Origin of the sequence: Kitasatospora sp. NPDC008115 (assembly GCF_042957205.1) — a bacterium.
Taxonomy (GTDB): Bacteria; Actinomycetota; Actinomycetes; order Streptomycetales; family Streptomycetaceae; genus Kitasatospora.
Genome location: NZ_JBIBHU010000031.1, coordinates 48,460 through 66,977, shown reverse-complemented (window position 1 = coordinate 66,977; position 18,518 = coordinate 48,460). Strand labels below are relative to the sequence as shown.

The following is an 18,518-nucleotide window of genomic DNA, read 5'->3' as shown; positions in this document are numbered from 1 at the left end:
CACGACGGTAGCCCCCGCAGCCGGTACACCGCGACGGCGTCCACCGCAGGCACCGGCGACCGCATGTACCTGAGCGTCACCACCCCCTGCCTGCTCCCCCCGTCCGGCGGCCCCACCCCTTCGCCAGGCCGCGCCAGGCCCCGAGCTCTTGGAAGCGCCGCCTGCAGCGGCCGGGATCGAAGGCGGCGGGTTGTCCGCCGGCGGAACCCTCCTGATTCCGGTTCGCCGCCTGGTCCGCCTTCTCCGGATTCACCGAGGTGATCCCACGCCCGGGCCGGGTGCGTGGCCGACCCGGCCGGCCGCGCACCCGGATCATCCACCCGGATCGTCTCCAACACCGCCTGGAACTACGGGCAGTCCGTGGCCCGGCCCGGGGTCAGCATGAGCGCCAACGGGAGGCCCGCGGAATCGACGGCGATATGGATCTCCCCTTCTCTCCGCCTCACCCCTTGGCGAGTTCGCGCAGGATCGCCGACGAACCACGTGAGTTGACGAGTACGATCGGGCGTTTGCCGCGCTTGGCGGTGATGAAATCGGTTGCCGCGTGCTTGGCCGATGCGGTGACCACCACGAAGACGTCCGCGTTCGCTGCCTGGGCCGCGAGTTTCCCGCTGCCGTCGTGTTCGGCGCTCGTCTCGATGTCGATGCCCGGGACCAGGACGCGCAGCATCTGTGCCGCCCTGGTGGTGGCCGACTCCGTGAGGGAGTACAGGACCACCTTCGAGTCCGCGAGGTAGCGGAAGGGTGCACCCAGGTCCGCGTCCTTGTCCTGTACGGCGAGCAGGTCGCCCGGGACGGTCTGGCACAACTCCTCCGAGACGATCTTGAGGGCTTCGATGTCCGTCGGCGATAGAGCCGTCTTGAACGGACGAAGGTGCCCGATGACCTGGTGGAAGAACTTCTCGGTGGCTGGGCTGGCCACGGCGGCGGGGGTCGCCGTGGCGGTCTGCAGGATGTCGACCACCCAGGAGGTGGTCATGGCTGAGGCGTTCGCGGAGACGATGTCTCCGGTCCACATCAGTGCATCGGTGAAGATCTTGGCCGTGGGATGGGCGGACAGGAGGTAGTCCAGCAGAGCCTGCGTCTGCACCCGGACGCCGGCGGAGTTCTTGCCGCTGAGCGCGAGACCCGCGAGCACGCGCTCGTTCAGTTCGGCCGCCCCGTCGGCGGTGAAGATCTCGCGGTGTACGGCCATGAACTGGCCGCCGACCTCGCCGAGGCTGCCCAGCGCCTCGGCAGGCGCGCTGAGCAGCCACGCGGCCAGGACCGCACGGCTAAGGGGAGGCCAGGAGTCGGTGGTTCCAGCGTCGGCTTCCAGCGCTGCGGTCCGGTGGTCGCCGCCGAGGGCCTCCAGCCAACTGTGCCAGTCCAGTCCGGGCTCTCCCTGGAGGAACTCCTCCAGCCAGGAGAGGCTGTCGCGCAGCTGTGCGTACGCCCCGCCGATCACTTCGCGCAGGTCGTGGGCGGAAATGTAGTGCGCCACCGTCGAAGCATGCTGCTGTGATTCCAGTTCCCGTGCGCAGCTCAGCAGGATGTGAGCGGAGTGGAGCCCGGGTTCGAGTTTCAGCGCCGCTTCGATGGCCGCTTCGAAATTGCTGCGGAGCATCATTTCGGTGGCCTGTTCCAGAGGTGTTCTGGTGGGGCCCTCGGTGGGATCGGGAGCGGTGTTCTCGGTCGTATCGGGAGATTCTCCGAGCGGAATATTCCGGTACGTGTGAAGGATGTTCCTGAGGTGTCCGGGGAGCTTCGCATCGATCGATCCGGAGTCATCGACTATCCGGGCGATGGAATCCTCGGACTCGCTCTCCAGGGCGATGAGGAATTCCGTGACGGCTTGCGCCCGGGTCGTCGAGGTTGAATCCGTGCGCAGCGCCCGGAACGTGGAGGGGAGTTCGGCCAGTGCGTCCAGCAGGTCCTGTTCTCTGCCGGCTTGGTCGTGCGTGGCGAGCCGACTGGCGTAGACCGCCTGCTGGATTGCCAGGCTGACCTTGGCAGGGCGCCGCATCGCGAGGACGTGTTCGAGGTCCCGATCGGCGAGGAGGGACTTCCAGTCCTGGAACCCGGCGAACGCGCGGAGGCGCAGGAAGGCCATGTTCGACTGGTCGAGATCCGCGGTCGCTTCGAGTTCGCGCAGGCATGCCAGTGCGATGCTGCGGTCCTGGGCGGAGATGGCGTGGCCGAGGTCGTCGAGGACCTCCACCGTGCTCCGCGGGGCGTCGAATTCGGATGGAGGCCGGCCGTTGACGAGGCGGCCCAGGCGCCACAGGGAAGCGCGCACCGAGTCGCGTGCGCGTGCCGCGTTCTCCTGGTTCGCGGTCCGTTGGGGCAGCACTTCGAAGCGCAGGACCTTGCCCTCGTCGAGAGCGGTGTCGAACGCGTCGGTGGGGTCGAGGCTGCCGTGGCGCGCGGGCAGGTCGCTGAATGTGGGGCCGATCCACCAGTTCAGCAGGGTGAGGAGTTCGCGTTTGCGGTCCGGTGTGGGGGTGAACCCGTACCACCACAGTCGGCTCGTGGCCCGGCGTGGCAGGAAGCCGATGCCGCCCTTCTCGATGGCATCCATCTGGCTTTCCAGGAACGCCGTCATCTCCGGCTGCAGCGCCTGGCGGAGGCTGATCTCGTTGTGCGTGCCGAAGAATTCTTCGCGGTCGACGCTCATGACAACTGATACCTGTTCTGGTACGTGACCTGCGCGCGAGCGATCTGGTCCGGGTCGGAGACGACGGTGACGCCCTCCTGGTTGACGCGCTGTCCGAAGAAGGTGAAGTTCATCGAACCGTGGACGTGGAACCGCTCACTCACCATGCCCTTGTCGTGGACGACCTTCTCGACGCGCACGGTAGGGTGCGGCCCCGCCGGGGCGAGGTTGGTGAGGCGCTGGACGACCATCGTGTTACGGGCGTCGTCCCGAACGACGACCCGCACGTCGGAGCCGCGCCGGGAGAGTTCCACCAGCACTTCCGTCAGCCGGATCGGCCGGGTGGGCAGCGCCGGCAGCACGCTCTTGAACTGCCCGGAGGAGTTGTCGATCACGGCGATGTCCGAGATCCACGGCGAGAGGACCCAGAACCGGGCGGACGGCGCGATCAGTTCGGACACCAGCAGGTTCTGCAGCAGGTCGTTGAGCAGTCGGGTTTCGCCGGCGCCGATGGTGATGATCCTCCTCATGCCGACACCTCGGCCAGTTCGAGGGAGGCCACGATGCTCCCGTCAGGGCGGTGGTCGATCTCGACGACCCGCGGGTGCACCTGCAGGAAGTCCGTCTCGACAGCGTGGATCGACAGGTCGACCAGCATGTTCGCGAGGACGGGCGCGTCCTCGGGCCGGGCGGCCAGTTGGGCGGAGCCGTGGTCGGCCAAGCGCGTGCGCACCAGGCTGTCCGCGTCGGGGAGTGTCACGTCAATGGTCTCCGCGGTCGGGGTGAACAGCCCCCGGACCAGATCGGCCGCCGCCGGCGGGTTGTCGGCGTACGGGTTCCACGACTGCAGGGTGTTGGCCCGCACGGCCCAGCCGCGCGGCCAGAGCAGGCTCTGGACGGCATCGATGCGCTGGCGCTCGCTGGCACCGCCGGCCAGGTTGAGCCCGGGGTCCAGGTTGTGCCGCTCGCGCATCAGGTAGGCCCAGGTGCGGGGCGAGATCTCCAGACCCAGCCGTTGCTCCGCGGCCTCCCACTCGTCGACGATGGTGTGCAGCGCCTGGTCGGTCTGGGGGCTTGAGCCAGGCCGGAGCAGTCGGTTGGCCAATCCGGAGACCACGGTCTGCTCGGCGCCCTGGATGCCGGAGGTGCGCAGTTGGGCGCGGATGCGGACGAGGTTGGCAACCCGCTTCTCCTGGGTGGCCGATCCCCGGTAGTCGGAGACCAGGTCGCTCCATTCGGAGCCCTCGGCGACGTACCGGACGATCCGCCGCAGGTGCGCGTCGAGAAGTTCGGTGGAGGACGGCTGGACCGCTCGGGAGATCAGCCGCAGGAACCTGCGAGGATCGGGCCGGACACGGCCCGCCAGTGCTTCGATGAAGCCGCCGCCGCCCACCGAGGACTCGGTGAGCCAGACTTCGCCGTGCCGCGGCTTCCTGTCCGGGGAGTAGCCCGGTTCGACGTCCACGATGATGCCGTCGGGGTCGTGCTCGGGGCAGATGTCCCGGGCCGCCCACAGCGCGGCCTGGCCGATGGTGGCGAGGACCCGTTGCCGGAGCCAGGATTGGAAGCGCTCCGGGTCGGGGTTCCAGACCTGGTCCGTCAGGTGGTCCAGGCGGTCGATGACCTTCTGGTCGGAGAGCAGGGCGTTCAGCCGGCCGCCCACCCGGGTGATCGTCGCGTTCGCGGTGTCCTCGACGTCCGGGCTGCGGAACATCGCGTGGAGGGTCTCCGAGAGCCGGGCGGCGAAGGAGTCCCGCACCTTCCGGTAGGCCTCGGGCAGCGAGGTTTTTCCGGTCACGGCGGACATCAGCAGCATGCACTCGACCGTCTGGTGGAGCCACTCCAGTTGGAACCTGTTCGCCTGTTCCAGCAGCGCCTCGTCGGTGGTCATCAGGTGCTGGAACCAGGCGCTGCGGAGGGAGGCGTCGACTTCCTCCGGCGGGCTGAGCACGTCGGGCAGGTCGATCTTCAGCCGGAGGCCGTCCACATCGTAGACGGCGCCCAGGCCGATCTGCTCGCCGTCCAGCGAGAAGCGGGCAGTGACGCGCGCTTCGTTGGTGGAGGCCCGCCCTTCGTTGGTGGAGACGAGCAGGTTGGCCTCGGACTCGATCGCGACCCGGCGGACCTCGACGTGGGAGTTCTGGGCGTGGAGGAAGAACCGGGCCTCGGGGACGAGGCGGCCGATCAGGTCGGAGGAGGGGATGCGGGCCCCCAGCCCGCGGCCCCGCTCGATGAACTCCGACCGCCACACCATCATGGCGTTCGACGAGTCCTTGAGTTCCCCGGGGGCGAGCGAGAGCGCGACCTGGTCCGGACGCACAACCGGGATGGCGGTCGGCGTCCCCCCGATCTCGACGGTTGCCACCTCCTCGCGGTGATGCAACTCCAGTACGGAGTCCAGCGCGACGACGGTCTCGCGCTGGCCGAACGGGACCGGGATCCAGTGCCGGTGTTCGAGGATGTGGGTGGCGAAGCGCCGGGACACTCGCCCAGGCGCGAACTCCCGCAGCATCTGCGCCATCCCCATGGCGTTCTTCTCGCGTTCCTGGGTCCTGCCCGACTGCGAGGGAACCGTTACCTGGCCTTCCGGAAGCGCCAGTTCGCTGAACAGGTTCTCCGGGAAGAAGTCGGGCAGCGGAGTGCCCCCCATCACGTCCTTCCCGGTGGCGAACACGCCGGAAGAGGCCACCGCCCACTCGCTCCGCAGGCGTCGGAGCAGGGCCGGCACGGCCGCGAGAACCACGGGACGGGGCGGGTGCCAGAGGACCTCGGCGGCCAGCTTCTCCGAGATCTGCAGCGCGCCCTCGACCCACAGGCGAAGGCTCCGCTGGAGTGCGGGCTCGTCCAGCAGTTGCGCGAGCACCTCGGCCGCGGCCTCCTGAACCTTCCGGTTGTCCGGGTACTTCGGGTTGGTGAGCCCCTTCAGGTCCCGCCACATGTGCGCGCGGGGGTACTTGGGACGGAGTTGCTCGGCAAGCCAGTCGAGCATCGCGAGGGTAGCCTGCATGCGCAGTACCGCGCGGTTGCGAATCGGCAGTACCAGTTCGGGGAGGACCGGGTCGAAGAGCGTGTCCCAGGCCTCGTAGGCGGCGCGGTCACGACCGTAGTCGGAGAGCACCACCACCGTGTACGGGCGCATGCCGCGGTTCCGGCCGGCGCGGCCCTTGCGCTGGAGGAAGGGGGCGACCCCGCGGGGAGCCTTGTGCTGGAGTACCGCGCCGACCGCCGGGTCGTCGAATCCCACCTCCAGCGAGGCGGTGGCGACGACCAGTTGGGATTCGGCGTCCACACCGGAGTCTTGCGAGGTGGTCCGACTCACCGTGAGGCCCTTGCCGCTGAGCGGGTGCCCCAGGTCCAGCGGCAGGTCCCAGGACTGGCCGGCCCGCCGCTTGTCGGCGACGTTGTTCTGCCCGGGGATGCGCAGAGCGGCCAGCGGTGCCTTGAACTGCTCCTGCTTCCTGTTCCGGTACCGCTGTCCCTCGGCGTCCAGGAGGTAGAAGAAGAGCCGGTTGGTGACGTCCAGGTCATCGGTGAAGACGAAGGCCTTCGTGCCCAGCAGGCCCTTTGAGAGCCGGGACTGGGGGGAGTCGAGGATCCGGGGGAGCAGCATCGCGGTCTGGATGGTCGTGGACAGCACCGAGGCGCCGCTGGTCGGATCGCTGCGCAGCGCGACAAGGTACTCCGCGCCCTCGTACTCCATTTCCTCCGGAGAGGGTTCGATGCTGGTGACCAGCCCGTCCTCGATGCCGGTCAGGTCGGCCATGTGCCGGACGGGGTTGGACAGGGTCGCGGACAGCCCGACGAACGTGACCGGGCTGCGGAGCGCGTGGTGCCAGCGCCGCAGGACCATGGCCGCCTGGGCGCCGGTGGTGCCGCTGTAGGTGTGGATCTCGTCGAGCAGCATCAGCCGGGGCTTCCTGGGGACACCTATCCCGAAGAGCTTGCGCAGCGCGAGGTTCGACAGACCCCGGTTCAACCCTTCAGTGGTGGTGAACAGCAGGTCCGGCGGCCGGTTTCCCATGCGATTGCGGGTCAGGACGAGGACGGTGTCGTCGAAGACCCGGCTGCAGGTGCTGCAGGCGAGGCGTTCCACCCTGGCCCGGATGTCCGCCTCCGACCAGAACAGGTCACCGCCGCACGGGGAGTAGCCGTCTCCGGGACAGGTGAACTGCGGGCAGCGGAAGCCCTGCGGACCGCGCGTCCACGAGGCGTAGATGGACCGCTGATCCGGGATGTTGGACGGATTGTGCGGGGTGTCCTTGTTGAGGACGCCGATGGTCATCGGCCGCTTGTTGGTTCTCCACCAGAGCTGGTCCAGCCGGCGGGCGGTCGCGAAGGCGGTGTTGAGCTGGTCCTTGAGGAGTTCGTTGCGCGGGTAGACCGCCAGCGCGCGGGTCCAGACAGAGGGGTCCCGCAGGTCCGCGAGGTGGGCGAAGGTGGGGAGGTAGAAGGCCATGGTCTTACCGCTGCCGGTGCCGGCGCCCACGACCGTCGCGGTGCTGATCTTCTCCCGCAGCGCGGTGAGGACCTGACGGGTGGCTCGCACCTGGAACCCGCTGAGTTCGGCGTGCTTGGAACCCCTCAGCGTCATGGCGTCCACGACCTGCTGGTAGATCTCGGGCACGCCGTCGATGCCGTCGACGGCTTCCTGCCGCGCCCGGTCGCGCTTCGGGTAGGCACGGGCCCGGCGGGCGTAGCGGAAGTCCGCCACCAGGGCGGTTCCCTGGCGCCAGGCCTCCTGCGGGTCCTGACCGCCGTTGGGGAAGATCTGCCGCATCCTGGCCAGCAGGCGGAGGCCCTCACCGTTGCGGGTGCGCCAGAGCGGTGGAGAGACCGAGCGGTCCTCGTGGATCATGCCCTTGTGCCGGAGTTCGTCGATCACGTCGTCCGGCGAAGCCGGGTCCTGACGCGTGGACAGGACGCCGTCGACGCGGCTGTGGAGCTCGGCGTAGGTGAAGCCGCCGTCGACCACGCCCCAGGACAGCAGCGGGTCTTCGCGGGATTCGAGGAGTTCGAGGATCTCTGCCTCGGCCGCAGTGATCATCACAGCCGCACCCGGAAACGGTCGAGGATGCCGAGAGCGGCCAGGCCGGCCACGACCTCGGGTGTGAAGGCGCTCAGCTGTGCTCCTTCCGGGCTCTGGGTGTCCATGATCACCTTGGTGAGAATCGGATCGACGAGTTCGGTGATGTCCTGGCCGCATTCGGCCAGGCTCTGCAGTGCGGTGGTCAGCGCTGCGATGTCACCCCGTTTGGGGAGGGAACGGCTCTCCAGGTTCTTGAGCTGCCAGCGGGCCTTCTCGATCTTTGTCCGGATCGCCTCGATATCGATCCCGTTCCTGTCCAGGGTGTCGACGAGGTCCTCGTCGATCGCCGGCGGCGTGTACTGACGCCGCTCCTTCCAAGCGCCCTCGACGGTCTGACGGAGCGACTTGGCGTAGGCCTGCGCGCCCTGGACGCCGGCGGCCGGCGGCACAACGCGCTTCTGCCGCAAGGCCGCTGTCAACGTGCGCAGGGCCCTGGAGGCCTCGTCGGCCCGGGCCAGTGTCTCGGCCGGGAGCGAGAACCCGGCCGTTCGGAGTTCCGCCATGGCCTCTTCCAGCCCCAGGAGGGTGTCGAGCGCCGTGTCGACCGCCTTGCCCAGGGAGACCAGTTGACCAGTGCGCTGCTTGATCCGGTCCTCGTCCTCCACGTCGGCAGCCGCCTGGTGCAGGCGTTGGATTCGTTCGATGAGAGTCATGCGCCTTCCCCGGGGGAGGTGGTCGTGGCCACGATGCAGGCGTCGAGTTCGGTCAACTTGGCCAGCAGGAGTGTGAGGGCCTCTTCGTGCTCGCGCTGGGTCTCCGACAACGGGCCGGCCTGCAACTTCGCCTCCAAGGACCTGACCGCGGCCAGGGTGGGCTGGAGCCAGGCCTGGACGCGTCCCGACGGCCCTTCCACATCGGAGGTCAGGGTGCGCAGGCGCTCGTCGGTGCCCAGGGACTCCCACTCGGCGAACGACTGCTCGAACCCCCTGGTCGTCTTCAGGTCGCCGGACTGCACGGACCTCGCCCTGGCGAGGAGTTCGGGCCCGTTGACGGCGGAGGACGACAGACCGAGTGGTGCCAGCCCGGAGATCAGGCCGTTCAGCGCCTTGGAGACCTTGGAGACGTCCCCGCCCATGTCGCTCGTGTCGGGCACCAGGGCGACCGCCTCGTCGCGCAGTTGGTCCAGCGCGCCGATCCGCAGGCCGATGTTCTCGACGGACTCCCGGATGACGGCAGGCACCGACCCGGGCCAGATCGCATGGGCGGAATCGTCATGGACGGCACGCAGCAGTCGGGGCAGGTTCAGCGCCAGCGGTTCGCCCGTGCCCTGGCGGTAGCAGGTCAGGCGCAGGAGCCGCTGGCGCAGGACGTCCCGGCCCGGCTTCTGGTCGCTCCCGACGATGTCGGACTGCCACCTCCGCAGCCGCGGCCTGGCCTCAGTGTCGGAGACCGTCGGGGGAACCGCGAAGATCGCTCTGACCCGGCTGAGCGGGTCGTCCTTGAAGGCGTCCGGGATACCCAGCGCCTTGCCCGCGGCCAGCAGGGCGTGGGCGAGGCGGGCCAACTCGGGGTCGTCGTCCTCCTGCGGGAGCAGAGCCTCGGACACCTGGGCCGCGCGGGTCTCCACCCACTGCATGCACAGGCGCTGGAGCGTCGCGCCGTTGGGCACGGCACTCCAGGACTGCGCGGTGTGGGCCCAGGCCAGCGCGCGGAGCACGCGGACGTCGTTGTCGTCCGTGTGGTCGAGCGAGACCAGCGCCGATTGTGAGGCGCTGCCGTCCAGGGAGATCGAGGAGGCGGCCAGGAACTGCGGCGTGAGTTTCTTGTCGCCCTTCGCCCACCCGCCGTCCCCGCCGTACCCGTCCTCCAGGTTCAGGTGGCCGATGATGGCGGCGTGGACGATGTTGCGCAGGTCGTTGCGGCTGCTCTGGACGAGTTTGCCGGTGGCGCGCCAGTGGTCCACGGCCTGGACCAGGGCGGGGTCCTGTGCTGGCTGCGAGGTGGCCTGCCCACCCGCCGCCGCTGAGGGCCGGACGGTGGCCGCCGGTGCTGTTGCGATCGCTTCGTGCTTCGGCCGGGACTCCTGCCGAGCGGTCCGCGGGGTGGCGAGGACTTCCAGCGGGGGAACGCCGAAGGCTTCGTGGATCGCGGGGTCGAGGTTGTGGGCGCCCTGATCCGAGCCCCAGAAGCGGACCATCCGCACCCGGCGATCGGACAGTTCGCGGTCGCCGGGCGTGTGCAACTGCACCTGGTCCTCGATGTTGTCGAGGACGTCCAGCGCGCCGGTCCGGAAGTCGTTCTCGAAGGCGTCCCCCGGGAACCGCCTCTCGTCGAGTTCGACCTGGTCACGCTGCAGGACCGGGCGCAGGACCCGCGTCAGCACGTCCCGGGCGACGAACTCGCCGTCAGGGGCCTGGCTCCGCATGGCGAGCGCGAGCGCGGTGCGGTTGAAGGGGAACAGCCCGATGTCGTCGACCTGCCCGAACGCCCGGTGGCACTTCTCCCGTACGGGGCACCGTTCGCACCCGTTGGGCGCGGGGCGTGCGTCGGCGTGCTGGGTGTCGATCTCCGCGGCGCCGACCCGGACGGCGTTGAGGTAGCGGGCGGCGAAGGCCGCCGGGTCGAACGGGCCGGAGCCCTTGGCGGGGGCCGCGAGGTCGAAGACCTTGTAGGTGCGGGTGAAGACCGTTTCGGGCATCTGGTTGACGAAGTAACCGGTGGTGACCGCCATGACGACGCGCATCGGGCACAGCGGGACGTCAGCGGTCGGCACCAGGGTGATGGCGTCGATGAGCCCGCCCTGGATGCCCTGGAAGATGGAGAAGTCCTCGATCAGCAGGAGCAGGTCCAGTCCCTGCCGCTGGAGGTCGAGGCGCAGTTCCACGAGCAGTTGCTTGAGGTCGTCCCCGCCGATGCCGAACACCTCGCCGACCGCCGGGCCGAGCTGCTCGTTGAGCATCATGGCCGCCAGTTCGCGCAGCCCGGTGTCGCTGGCCAGTGCCGCCGCCACCGTCTGCGCCGACTCGCCGGCCTTGCCGATGTCGTCGACCGAGAGGTCCAGGTCCGCGGCGGCGAAGCCGTACGCGTCCTCCTTGTCGTCCGCCCCCTTGCCGGAGAGCTTCTCCCGGACCAGACGGGCGATCGGCGCGGCCTCGTCGAGCAGGCGGTCGCGGAACACCGGGTCATTCAGCAGGGCCGGCAGCCCCTCCGGCGAGGCGAGGTACTCGCGGAGTTCGCTCTCCTCGGGCGACCGGTCCGCACGCGTGCCCCGAGTCTCGACCAGGATGGCCAGCGTGCTGCGCAGCCGCAGTCGTGCCTCGCGTTCGTCGGAGGCCGCGTCCACGGCTGTGGCGACCTTGGCCCGCAACTCCTCGGCCCGCTCGCTCGTGGCGTGCACCAGGATGAGCTCGAGGATCCCGCGCAACGACATGCGGTGCTTGGGAACGAAGATCAGCCGGGTCGATTCCTTGGGGTCGAGCTTGGCGCGGAGCCAGCGCACCAGGTGGGACTTGCCGGTGCCGGACTTCCCGAGGATCGGGATGATCGGCTGGTCCTGCGGGAGTTCCTCGACGGCCTGCTTCAACTCCTCCTCGGTGACCAGCGCGCCGCCTTCGGCACTTCCCACGTGGTCGCGCCGGATGATCGGGATCGACGTGTGGGTGGCGAGGAAGACTCCGTCGGAGGTGCTCTCGGCCTCGACCGGAATGATGTTCACGGCCTCGCCGGCAGTCCAACACGCGACCGGAAGGTCACCGCGCCAACTCATCGCTTTCCTCCTCGGGCCAGGGTGACGTGGGTGTGGCGGTTGCTGTCGCTCGCCAGGAGCCGGAGGCCGGTCGCATCCGGGAGGGCGCTGAACACGACACGGCCGCGCTCCTCCAGGATCCGCAGCGCCTGTCCCACCGAACTGTCCGCGCAGTCCGCCAGGACACCGGGGTCCGGGTCGTTTTCGAGCCGGGTGGCGACCAGCGTGGCACGGGCCGAACCGCCGTGCAGCACGGGCAGCTTGACGGCCAGGTGGGCCAGGAAGTCGACGATGGTCATCCGTCCTTCCGGCAACTCGTCGAGGACGTCGTCGATGGCCACCACGGGCAGCGGGACCAGCCCCGGCGCGGACTTCAGCAGCGAGGGCGATGCCAGGCCCAGGGCCTTGGCCCACCGGCTGAAGGGAGGCCACCGGGTGTCATTGACGACGGCCCAGGTCTCGTTGTCCGAAGTCCCGAACTGAGCGTCCTGCAGCCCTTGGACGTTCTCATTCCAGGACAGCGGACGGCCCAGCGGATCCTGCGCCAGGAACCAACTGAGCGCCCGCAGCAGATCGCGGGCGCCACTGGTGTACGCGTCGCCGGCGGACACGTTCCAGGGGTCCCCGTCCCGTGAGAGATCCATGACGTGCCGCTGCACAGCCCGCCGGAACTGGGCCTGCGTCAGTGCGCCGCGCGCGTGCTCGCCCTCGGTGACGGTGACCACGCCGTTCTTGTCGCGGGTGAGCATGCCGATCGCGCGGAAGGCGGAGAGGGTGTCCTGCACGCCCGCCGCCGAGGTCTTGTCGTCGTTCAGGCCCGGAGGCTTGAACGCCTCGACCAGCGTCTCGTCGGTCCAGGAGCGCCGGTCGGTGTTGAGGAAGGAGATGACGGCACGACCGAGCCCGGGCAGGCTCCGGGGCGGGTTCAGTACAGCCATTACAGTCTCCTGAGGAAGTCGTCCACGCCCCAGTGCGGGCTTCGGATCCGCCTGATGAGGTCATTCGGATACCCGGGGTCGTGCATGTTTTCTGGTACTACTACCACGCGTAGCGGACCGCCGGTCGGGGCCAGTACCGAAACGGTCGGTCTGCTGGTGGAGTCGTAGAGGACGAGGCTGGGCAGTGCCAGGGCGAGCGGCAGGCCGTCCGTGACAAGCGCGTTCACCGCCACCAACCCCTCCTCGGCGTACCGGGCGGCTGTGCGGACCGGGGGCAGGCGCAGCATCTCCCGCGGCGCGACGATGCCGCGCACGCCGTTGCGCACGCAGACCTGCACCAGGGTGCCCAGGCTGGGACGCAGTTGTCCCTCGGGGTAGCTGACGATGATGCTGCGCCCGCCGGCCGCCATGGCCCGGAGCCCCGCGCTGACCTCCCGGCCGAGGTCGGGCATCAGCGCTTCGGCGACGATCGCGCGCGGGGTGCGGAGAGGCGCCGGCCGGTCGGAGCCGTGGGCCGGGCAGCCCGAGCACGCCGGTCGGACGGTCTGGCTTGCCCGCATGGGGCCGACACCGGTGTACGAGTACTCCTCGCCGAGCACGCGGCCCCAGCACTCCGTGCCTTTCAGGAGTCGGGTGATGCGTGCCGCCGAGGCCCCCTCGGCCTGGCGGACCTGGGTCCTGGCCCGTTGGACCGCTGCTTCCCAGGTTGGTTGGTCCAGGTTGTTCACGTGGGCGCGCAGCCGTGCCCGCAGATGATGGCGGTTGGCCGACCGGGCCGTGGCGAGCCTCGTTCGCCACTCCTCGTCGGTCTCGTCCGGCCTGCGGTCCGGGACCGGCGGTTCCAGTCGCTGCAGGGTGATCAGGCCGGCACGTTCCATGAGCACCAGGGTGTTGCGGTTCCACAACTGGTTGGAGTCCGAGGCGTGCTGCTTGTGCGCTGGCAGGATCGTGGTGTCCAGGATCATGCTTTCATCCGGATCACCCGATTTGATCCGTTGGGTGCGCATGGCCGACCACCGGTTCCAGGCCTTCTCGTCGCCGATCAGGGTGGTGGTCTCGGTCTTCCGGGCTTCCGTCTGGTCCCCGTCGGCGGGCAACCAGAGTGACAGTGCCGCGTGGCCGTCCCGTCCGGCGCGGCCGACCTCCTGGTAGAAGCGGTCGACCGAGAACGGGATGCACGCGTGCACCACCGTGCGTACGTCGCTCTGGTCGACGCCCAGGCCGAAGGCGCTGGTGCCGACCACGACGTCGACCGAGGTCGGCCCCTCGTGGCCGGACCACTGGCGCAGGATGGCCAGTCGTTCCATCGGATCGGTGTCGCCGTGGAACACGGCGGTGCGGGCGAACCCGGCGGCCCGCAGGCGGGTGGCGATGTGCTGGGCGGAGTCCTTCTTCGTGGTGTAGACGATCGCCGGGCGCGGGAGGCGGTGCAGTGCTTCAACCAGGCGTTCGATCCTGGTTTCCTCGTCGGTGACGGTCCCGAGCAGGTACCTGATCTCGGTCCGCAGGTAGGTCGAACCCACGAAGACCGAGTCGGCTTCCCCGCGGAAGAGTTGTTCGTTCAGTTCCAGACCGGGTTCTGACAAGGTTGCGGTCAGCAGGATGACCTTCGGCGGGCGTTGGCCGGCCTCTTCGGCGACCGCGCGGAGTTCCTCCACCAGGGTGGCCGCGAGTTGGAACTCGGGACGGAAGCTGAGGCCCCACAGGCGCACCAGGTGGGCCTCGTCGATCACCAGGTGTGTGAGCCCGCCGGATTCGGCGAGCGCGCGCAGTGGTGCCGCGAGGGACCGGACCAGGGATTCGGGGGAGGTGAACAGGACCCGCTGGGTGCCTTCGCGCAGCCGGTCCCTGATCGCCGCGCGTTCGGGTTCGGGGCGCCCGCCGTAGTAGGCGAGCTCCCGGGGGAGGCCCAGATCCGGGAAGCGGCCGTGGAGATGCCGTTCCTGGTCCAGGGCCAGCGCGGTGGTGGGCACCACCATGACGGTGGTGCCGCGACCGAGCAGCAGCCCGGGGGCCAGCCCGACCAGCGACTTCCCGGTACCGGTGGGCAGCACCACGTGCAGGGTGGATGCGGGGTCCGACAGCGCGGCTGTCCGGACCGCGGTGGCCTGGCTGCGCGAGCGGTACTGGTCGAGCGCGGGAGCGATCTCCTGTATCGCGGGGTCGATGGGCACGCCGGTGTTCGAGCGCGCGTACGTCGGTACCGCGGTCCCGTCGCTCTCCACCAGCGGACCGGGGGCCGCGCACGCGAGATCGATCCAGCGCGGATCGCCGCGCAGCCAGCCGGGCCGCCAGTCGGCGTCGAGCCTGACCGAGTGCTGGGTGGCGCCGAAGCGCTCGACCTCCAGACCGGCCCGCTCCAGGGCGGCTGCTTCGATGCCGCGTTCGTCGAGACCGACCCGCAAGCGGTGGGTGTGCTGTCCCGTCAGCCCGGCCTGATGGCGCAACACCTGGGCCAGGAGGGCGGCGATGTCGCCGCTGACGGCGGGCCCGGGCTCACCGGAGGTCCAGGCGTCGGCGAGCCGCAGATGCGGTCCGGTGAGCTTGTGCTCCGGCTCCGGACGGCCCAGCAGGATGCGTTGGACGATGTCGAACTGTGCGGTCACGACCGCCCGTCCTGGTCCAGGTGCCGACCCGAGACCACCACCACGCCCGTGCTGTCCAGGCGGAGGCTGGGCTTCCGCAGGGCTGAGAGCAGTTCCTCGCCGGCGACGGACTCCCGCTCGACCTCATCCTCCAGCGCCGCGCGCTCCGCTCCGCCTGCCTGCGCGGCACGCAGATTGAGCTGGGCGAGGCGCGTCGCCATGTCCGCCTCCGCCGCGGCCACCGCACGCGCGCAGGCCTCGACCACGGCCCCGTCGCCGAGGACCAGTTCCTGGGCGGCCCGATCGGCCGCCCGCCAGCGCTCCTCCCAGACGTCCGCTGGAACAAGTTCGTACGCATGCTCGATGCGGTCGGCGTTCAGCGCGTAGTCACCGCTCGCATCCGGGGAATCCGGTTTGGCGTACCGCTCCTGGAGGACCGACAGGTGGTCGGGATCGGTCACCCGGGTTCCCTTTTCGTCCACCCAGATCGTCGCGATGAGCGGGGGGAAGAGGCCGTCCGCACGGCGCTGCAGGGCGGCCGGGTCCTCGATGACCTGCTCCAGCCATGCCATGGTCATCCGGTCCGCCGGATCCATCTGGGCGTCGGTCTGCAGCGGCCTCGCCTCGACGGCGTAGTCGAAGCGGTAGGCGACGCGTTCCGCGTGGGGCCAGTCGGGGCGCCGGCGCCACATTCCGAACGCCCTCCCGCGGTCGTCGTGCCAGAGGAAGTCCGACACCGAGTCGATGAACCGGTCGCCGTAGCGGTACAGCCGCACGCCGTCGATCGCCACTGCGGCCTCGCGCACGAAGGTGCCGCGGAGTCCTTCGAGCGGCACGAAGTCGCGCTGGAGCCTGGACGCGGGTACCAACGGAGTCAGCGAGTGCTTCTGGTGCCTGTCGCCGCCAGCCCGGTAACCGCCGACCCTGTGCACCGGGTCGCCCTCCGGGGTGAAGCGCAGGTTTCCCGGCTGGGTCGCCAGCAGAGCGTGGGTGAGTTCGGCGAAGGCGGCGGACTCGCCCTCGGACGCCGCCATCCGGCTGTACACCGAGAGTTCGTCCGACGGCGCCTCGATGCTGTCGAGGGCGTCCTGCTCGCGGACCCGCTCGACCTCCTCCTGCAGGAGGCCGCGTACGAGGTCGATCGCTTCGGGCACTGCGTCGAGGCCCTGCTCGAACAGCAGCCGCCACGCCGTTTCGGTGGCCGTGTCGACCGCGTGCTGCAGGCTCGCCACGGATCTGTCGAAGATCCCGAACCCTTCGTCGAGGACCCGCATCCACCCGGCCGCGAACGACTGCGACCCATCGGCCTCCGCCACCCAGCGCGAACGCCTGTGCACACCGTCCCGGTGGGCGCCCCAGCGGTCGCACCGGCCGATGCGCTGTTCGAGCCGGTTGGCCCGTGCGGGCATCCCCACGTGGACCATGAGCTCGGCGAACTGCAGGTTCCGCCCCTCCTCGGCGGAGGAGTCGGCCACCAGGAGGGCCGCGGACCGGCTCTGCTCGAAGGCGAGGACGGCCCGTTCGGACGCCGCGGCCGGCTCGGTTGCCACGTGCCGGTAGACCTCTCCGGCATCGAAGTCCTTCAACGCGTCCGCAACGATCCCGGCCATGTGCGAGGTCGGGCAGAAGACGACGACACGCTCGTTGGGCGAGAAGAGGTAACTCAAGTCGTTCGCCACTCGGCGTGCCACGTGCCGGCTGCTGTCCACCAGGTCCAGGTCGTTCGCGAGCCGGTCGAGGGCCTCCTGCTCGCCCTCCGTGGCCGCGGTCCTGGCCCGTGCCCACTTCTTCAGGGAATCGGGGTCCAGCGACAGCGCGACCGCGTCGGCGAAGTCCGAAGCGGCCTGGCGCAGGGCGACCGGGTCGCTCTCGCGGGCGGCGAGGGCCTCCTGGCGCCACTCGTCCAACCGAGCGGGGAGGTCGGCCAGTTCGGGTGAATCGAGGACGAGCGGCTTCGGACTGGTCCGGCCCGTGACGTGGTACGACTTCTGCAGCGCCTCGGTGCGGCGGGTCCGCAGCATACGGCGGTGCACCCGGTACACCTCGGACACGTACGTCCGCACCGAGCCGATCGCCCTCGCCACCGCCCCGCGGTCCTGTTCCCCGATCGCCCGCACGGCGGTGTCGATCAGCGCGGAGACCTGGGCGTCCGAGGGGAAGTTCGCCGCGAGTTCGGCGAGGCGGTTCTTCAACAGCGCACCGGGCAACTTCGGCTGGAGTCCCAGGAAGAGCCGCCCCAGCTTGGCGCGGGACTCCAGACGCTGGCGCAACTCCTCGGGGGTCGTCCGCCGGTAGAGCACCGGGTCGAGCAGTTTGAGCATCGACAGGAAGGTCTGCTCGTTGTGCAGCGCGGGGGTCGCCGACAGCAGCAGGAGGCGGGGGCTGCCGGCGGCCACCGCGGAGAGGCGCTTGTACCGTGCGGCCAGTTCGGAGCGGGCGTGGCCGGCCAGGCCGGCCAGGTTGTGGGCCTCGTCCACCACCAGCAGATCGGCGGCTTCCCAACTGTCGGGTCGGTCGTCGCGGGAGAACGCCAACCGGGCGTCCGGGAAGTCCTCGGTACAGAACTTCTCCGTCAGTTCGCGTCGCCACTGCTCCACGAGGAACGGTGGCAGGACGAACTGCACGACCAGATCCGGCTTGTCCATCAGGAGCTCGCGGATGACCAGGCCGGCCTCGATCGTCTTTCCCAGGCCGACCTCGTCCGCCAGCAGGTAGCGCTGGATCGGGTCCCGGAGCACCCGCCAGGCGGTTTCGACCTGGTGCTTGTGCAGTTCGATGCGGCTGGAGAGGATACCGCGCATCCCGTGGGCCGCCGAGCGCTGCGCCAGGGTGCTCTGCAGGAACGGGCGGCGCATGTCCGCCAACAGCGGGGACTCCATCAACCCCGCGCCGCCGAAACCGACGGGGTCGCTCAGCGGATTGTCCCAACGGACGTAGAGGTCCGGTTCGGGGAGGTGCCCCTCCCACTCCCGGGCGCGTACGTAGATGTCACGCTGTTCCGAGACCTCGAGGACGCGGCCCGAACGCCACTGGGCGCCGGAGCGCCAGAAGACCCGCTGTTCGTGAGAGAAACGGAACGGCTGCACGCCGGCCCGGGGGACGGTCTCGCGATGGCGTTCGGCGGGGGGCTGGCCCGGGGTGTCGAAGTACTCCAGGACCAACTCTTCGCCGTCCTCGCGCACGAGCTTCCCCGGGCCGTGGTCGTTGGCGCTGGACACGAACAGACTGCCCGGGCGGAGGACGACACTTTGGGCGGCCGCCTTCCGGCGGGCCGCCCTCGCCGTGCGGGAGCGGGCGCCACCGGACTCCTCGATCGACGCGAAGACGTCGCGGGACCCGCGGCAGGACGGGAACTTCGTGCAACCCCAGAACAGGTCGCCGGCGCGGCGCCCGGTCGTGACGTTCTTCAACGTCATGCTGCCGCCGCACTCAGGGCAGTCGACCGTCTCGCCCATCATGCCCTGCCCCCTAGCCAATGCCATACGCTGATCAAATCCCCTGGTCACCCGCGTCGTGGACGGCCTGCTGCTGGACGACGTCCCCCCGCCCTCAGCCTTGGCATGACAGTTCCTTCACGGTGCACTTACAA

At 69.7% G+C, this 18,518-nt stretch carries 8 protein-coding genes; all 8 read right to left on the bottom strand.

Annotated features, from left to right (window positions below; genetic code table 11):
* Window positions 1-442 precede the first annotated feature (442 nt).
* The 8 genes from dpdD to dpdE are packed head-to-tail and all read right to left on the bottom strand — an operon-like array spanning window position 443 to window position 18,411.
* Window positions 443-2,656 (bottom strand): protein DpdD, encoded by a 2,214-nt coding sequence (dpdD, locus tag ACFZBX_RS31120; RefSeq protein ID WP_391537159.1) that lies wholly within the window; start codon window positions 2,654-2,656, stop codon window positions 443-445.
* On the bottom strand, window positions 2,653-3,165 hold the full coding sequence (gene dpdK, locus ACFZBX_RS31115) for a phospholipase D-like domain-containing protein DpdK (RefSeq protein WP_391537158.1): 513 nt from the start codon (window positions 3,163-3,165) through the stop codon (window positions 2,653-2,655). Before dpdK ends, dpdD begins: the two co-directional genes overlap by 4 nt.
* Window positions 3,162-7,679, bottom strand: coding sequence for a protein DpdJ (dpdJ, locus tag ACFZBX_RS31110; protein WP_391537157.1), 4,518 nt, complete (start codon window positions 7,677-7,679; stop codon window positions 3,162-3,164). Before dpdJ ends, dpdK begins: the two co-directional genes overlap by 4 nt.
* Window positions 7,679-8,374 (bottom strand): hypothetical protein, encoded by a 696-nt coding sequence (locus ACFZBX_RS31105; RefSeq protein ID WP_391537156.1) that lies wholly within the window; start codon window positions 8,372-8,374, stop codon window positions 7,679-7,681. Before ACFZBX_RS31105 ends, dpdJ begins: the two co-directional genes overlap by 1 nt.
* Window positions 8,371-11,427 (bottom strand): protein DpdH, encoded by a 3,057-nt coding sequence (gene dpdH / locus ACFZBX_RS31100; RefSeq protein WP_391537155.1) that lies wholly within the window; start codon window positions 11,425-11,427, stop codon window positions 8,371-8,373. Before dpdH ends, ACFZBX_RS31105 begins: the two co-directional genes overlap by 4 nt.
* A complete protein-coding gene (gene dpdG / locus ACFZBX_RS31095; protein WP_391537154.1) occupies window positions 11,424-12,344 on the bottom strand; it encodes a protein DpdG in 921 nt (306 codons plus the stop codon). Before dpdG ends, dpdH begins: the two co-directional genes overlap by 4 nt.
* Window positions 12,344-14,950, bottom strand: coding sequence for a protein DpdF (dpdF, locus tag ACFZBX_RS31090; protein ID WP_391537153.1), 2,607 nt, complete (start codon window positions 14,948-14,950; stop codon window positions 12,344-12,346). The genes dpdG and dpdF overlap by 1 nt, the downstream gene beginning before the upstream one ends.
* Window positions 14,947-18,411: a protein DpdE gene (gene dpdE / locus ACFZBX_RS31085; protein WP_391537152.1), complete on the bottom strand. Its 3,465-nt coding sequence runs from the start codon at window positions 18,409-18,411 to the stop codon at window positions 14,947-14,949. The genes dpdF and dpdE overlap by 4 nt, the downstream gene beginning before the upstream one ends.
* Window positions 18,412-18,518: the final 107 nt, after the last annotated feature.

Coding starts and splice junctions, on each gene's coding strand:
- dpdG (WP_391537154.1), bottom strand. CDS start 12,344: ATGGCTGTACTGAACCCGCCCCGGAGCCTGCCCGGGCTCGGTCGTGCC.
- ACFZBX_RS31105 (WP_391537156.1), bottom strand. CDS start 8,374: ATGACTCTCATCGAACGAATCCAACGCCTGCACCAGGCGGCTGCCGAC.
- dpdH (WP_391537155.1), bottom strand. CDS start 11,427: ATGAGTTGGCGCGGTGACCTTCCGGTCGCGTGTTGGACTGCCGGCGAG.
- dpdD (WP_391537159.1), bottom strand. CDS start 2,656: ATGAGCGTCGACCGCGAAGAATTCTTCGGCACGCACAACGAGATCAGC.
- dpdE (WP_391537152.1), bottom strand. CDS start 18,411: ATGGCATTGGCTAGGGGGCAGGGCATGATGGGCGAGACGGTCGACTGC.
- dpdJ (WP_391537157.1), bottom strand. CDS start 7,679: ATGATCACTGCGGCCGAGGCAGAGATCCTCGAACTCCTCGAATCCCGC.
- dpdK (WP_391537158.1), bottom strand. CDS start 3,165: ATGAGGAGGATCATCACCATCGGCGCCGGCGAAACCCGACTGCTCAAC.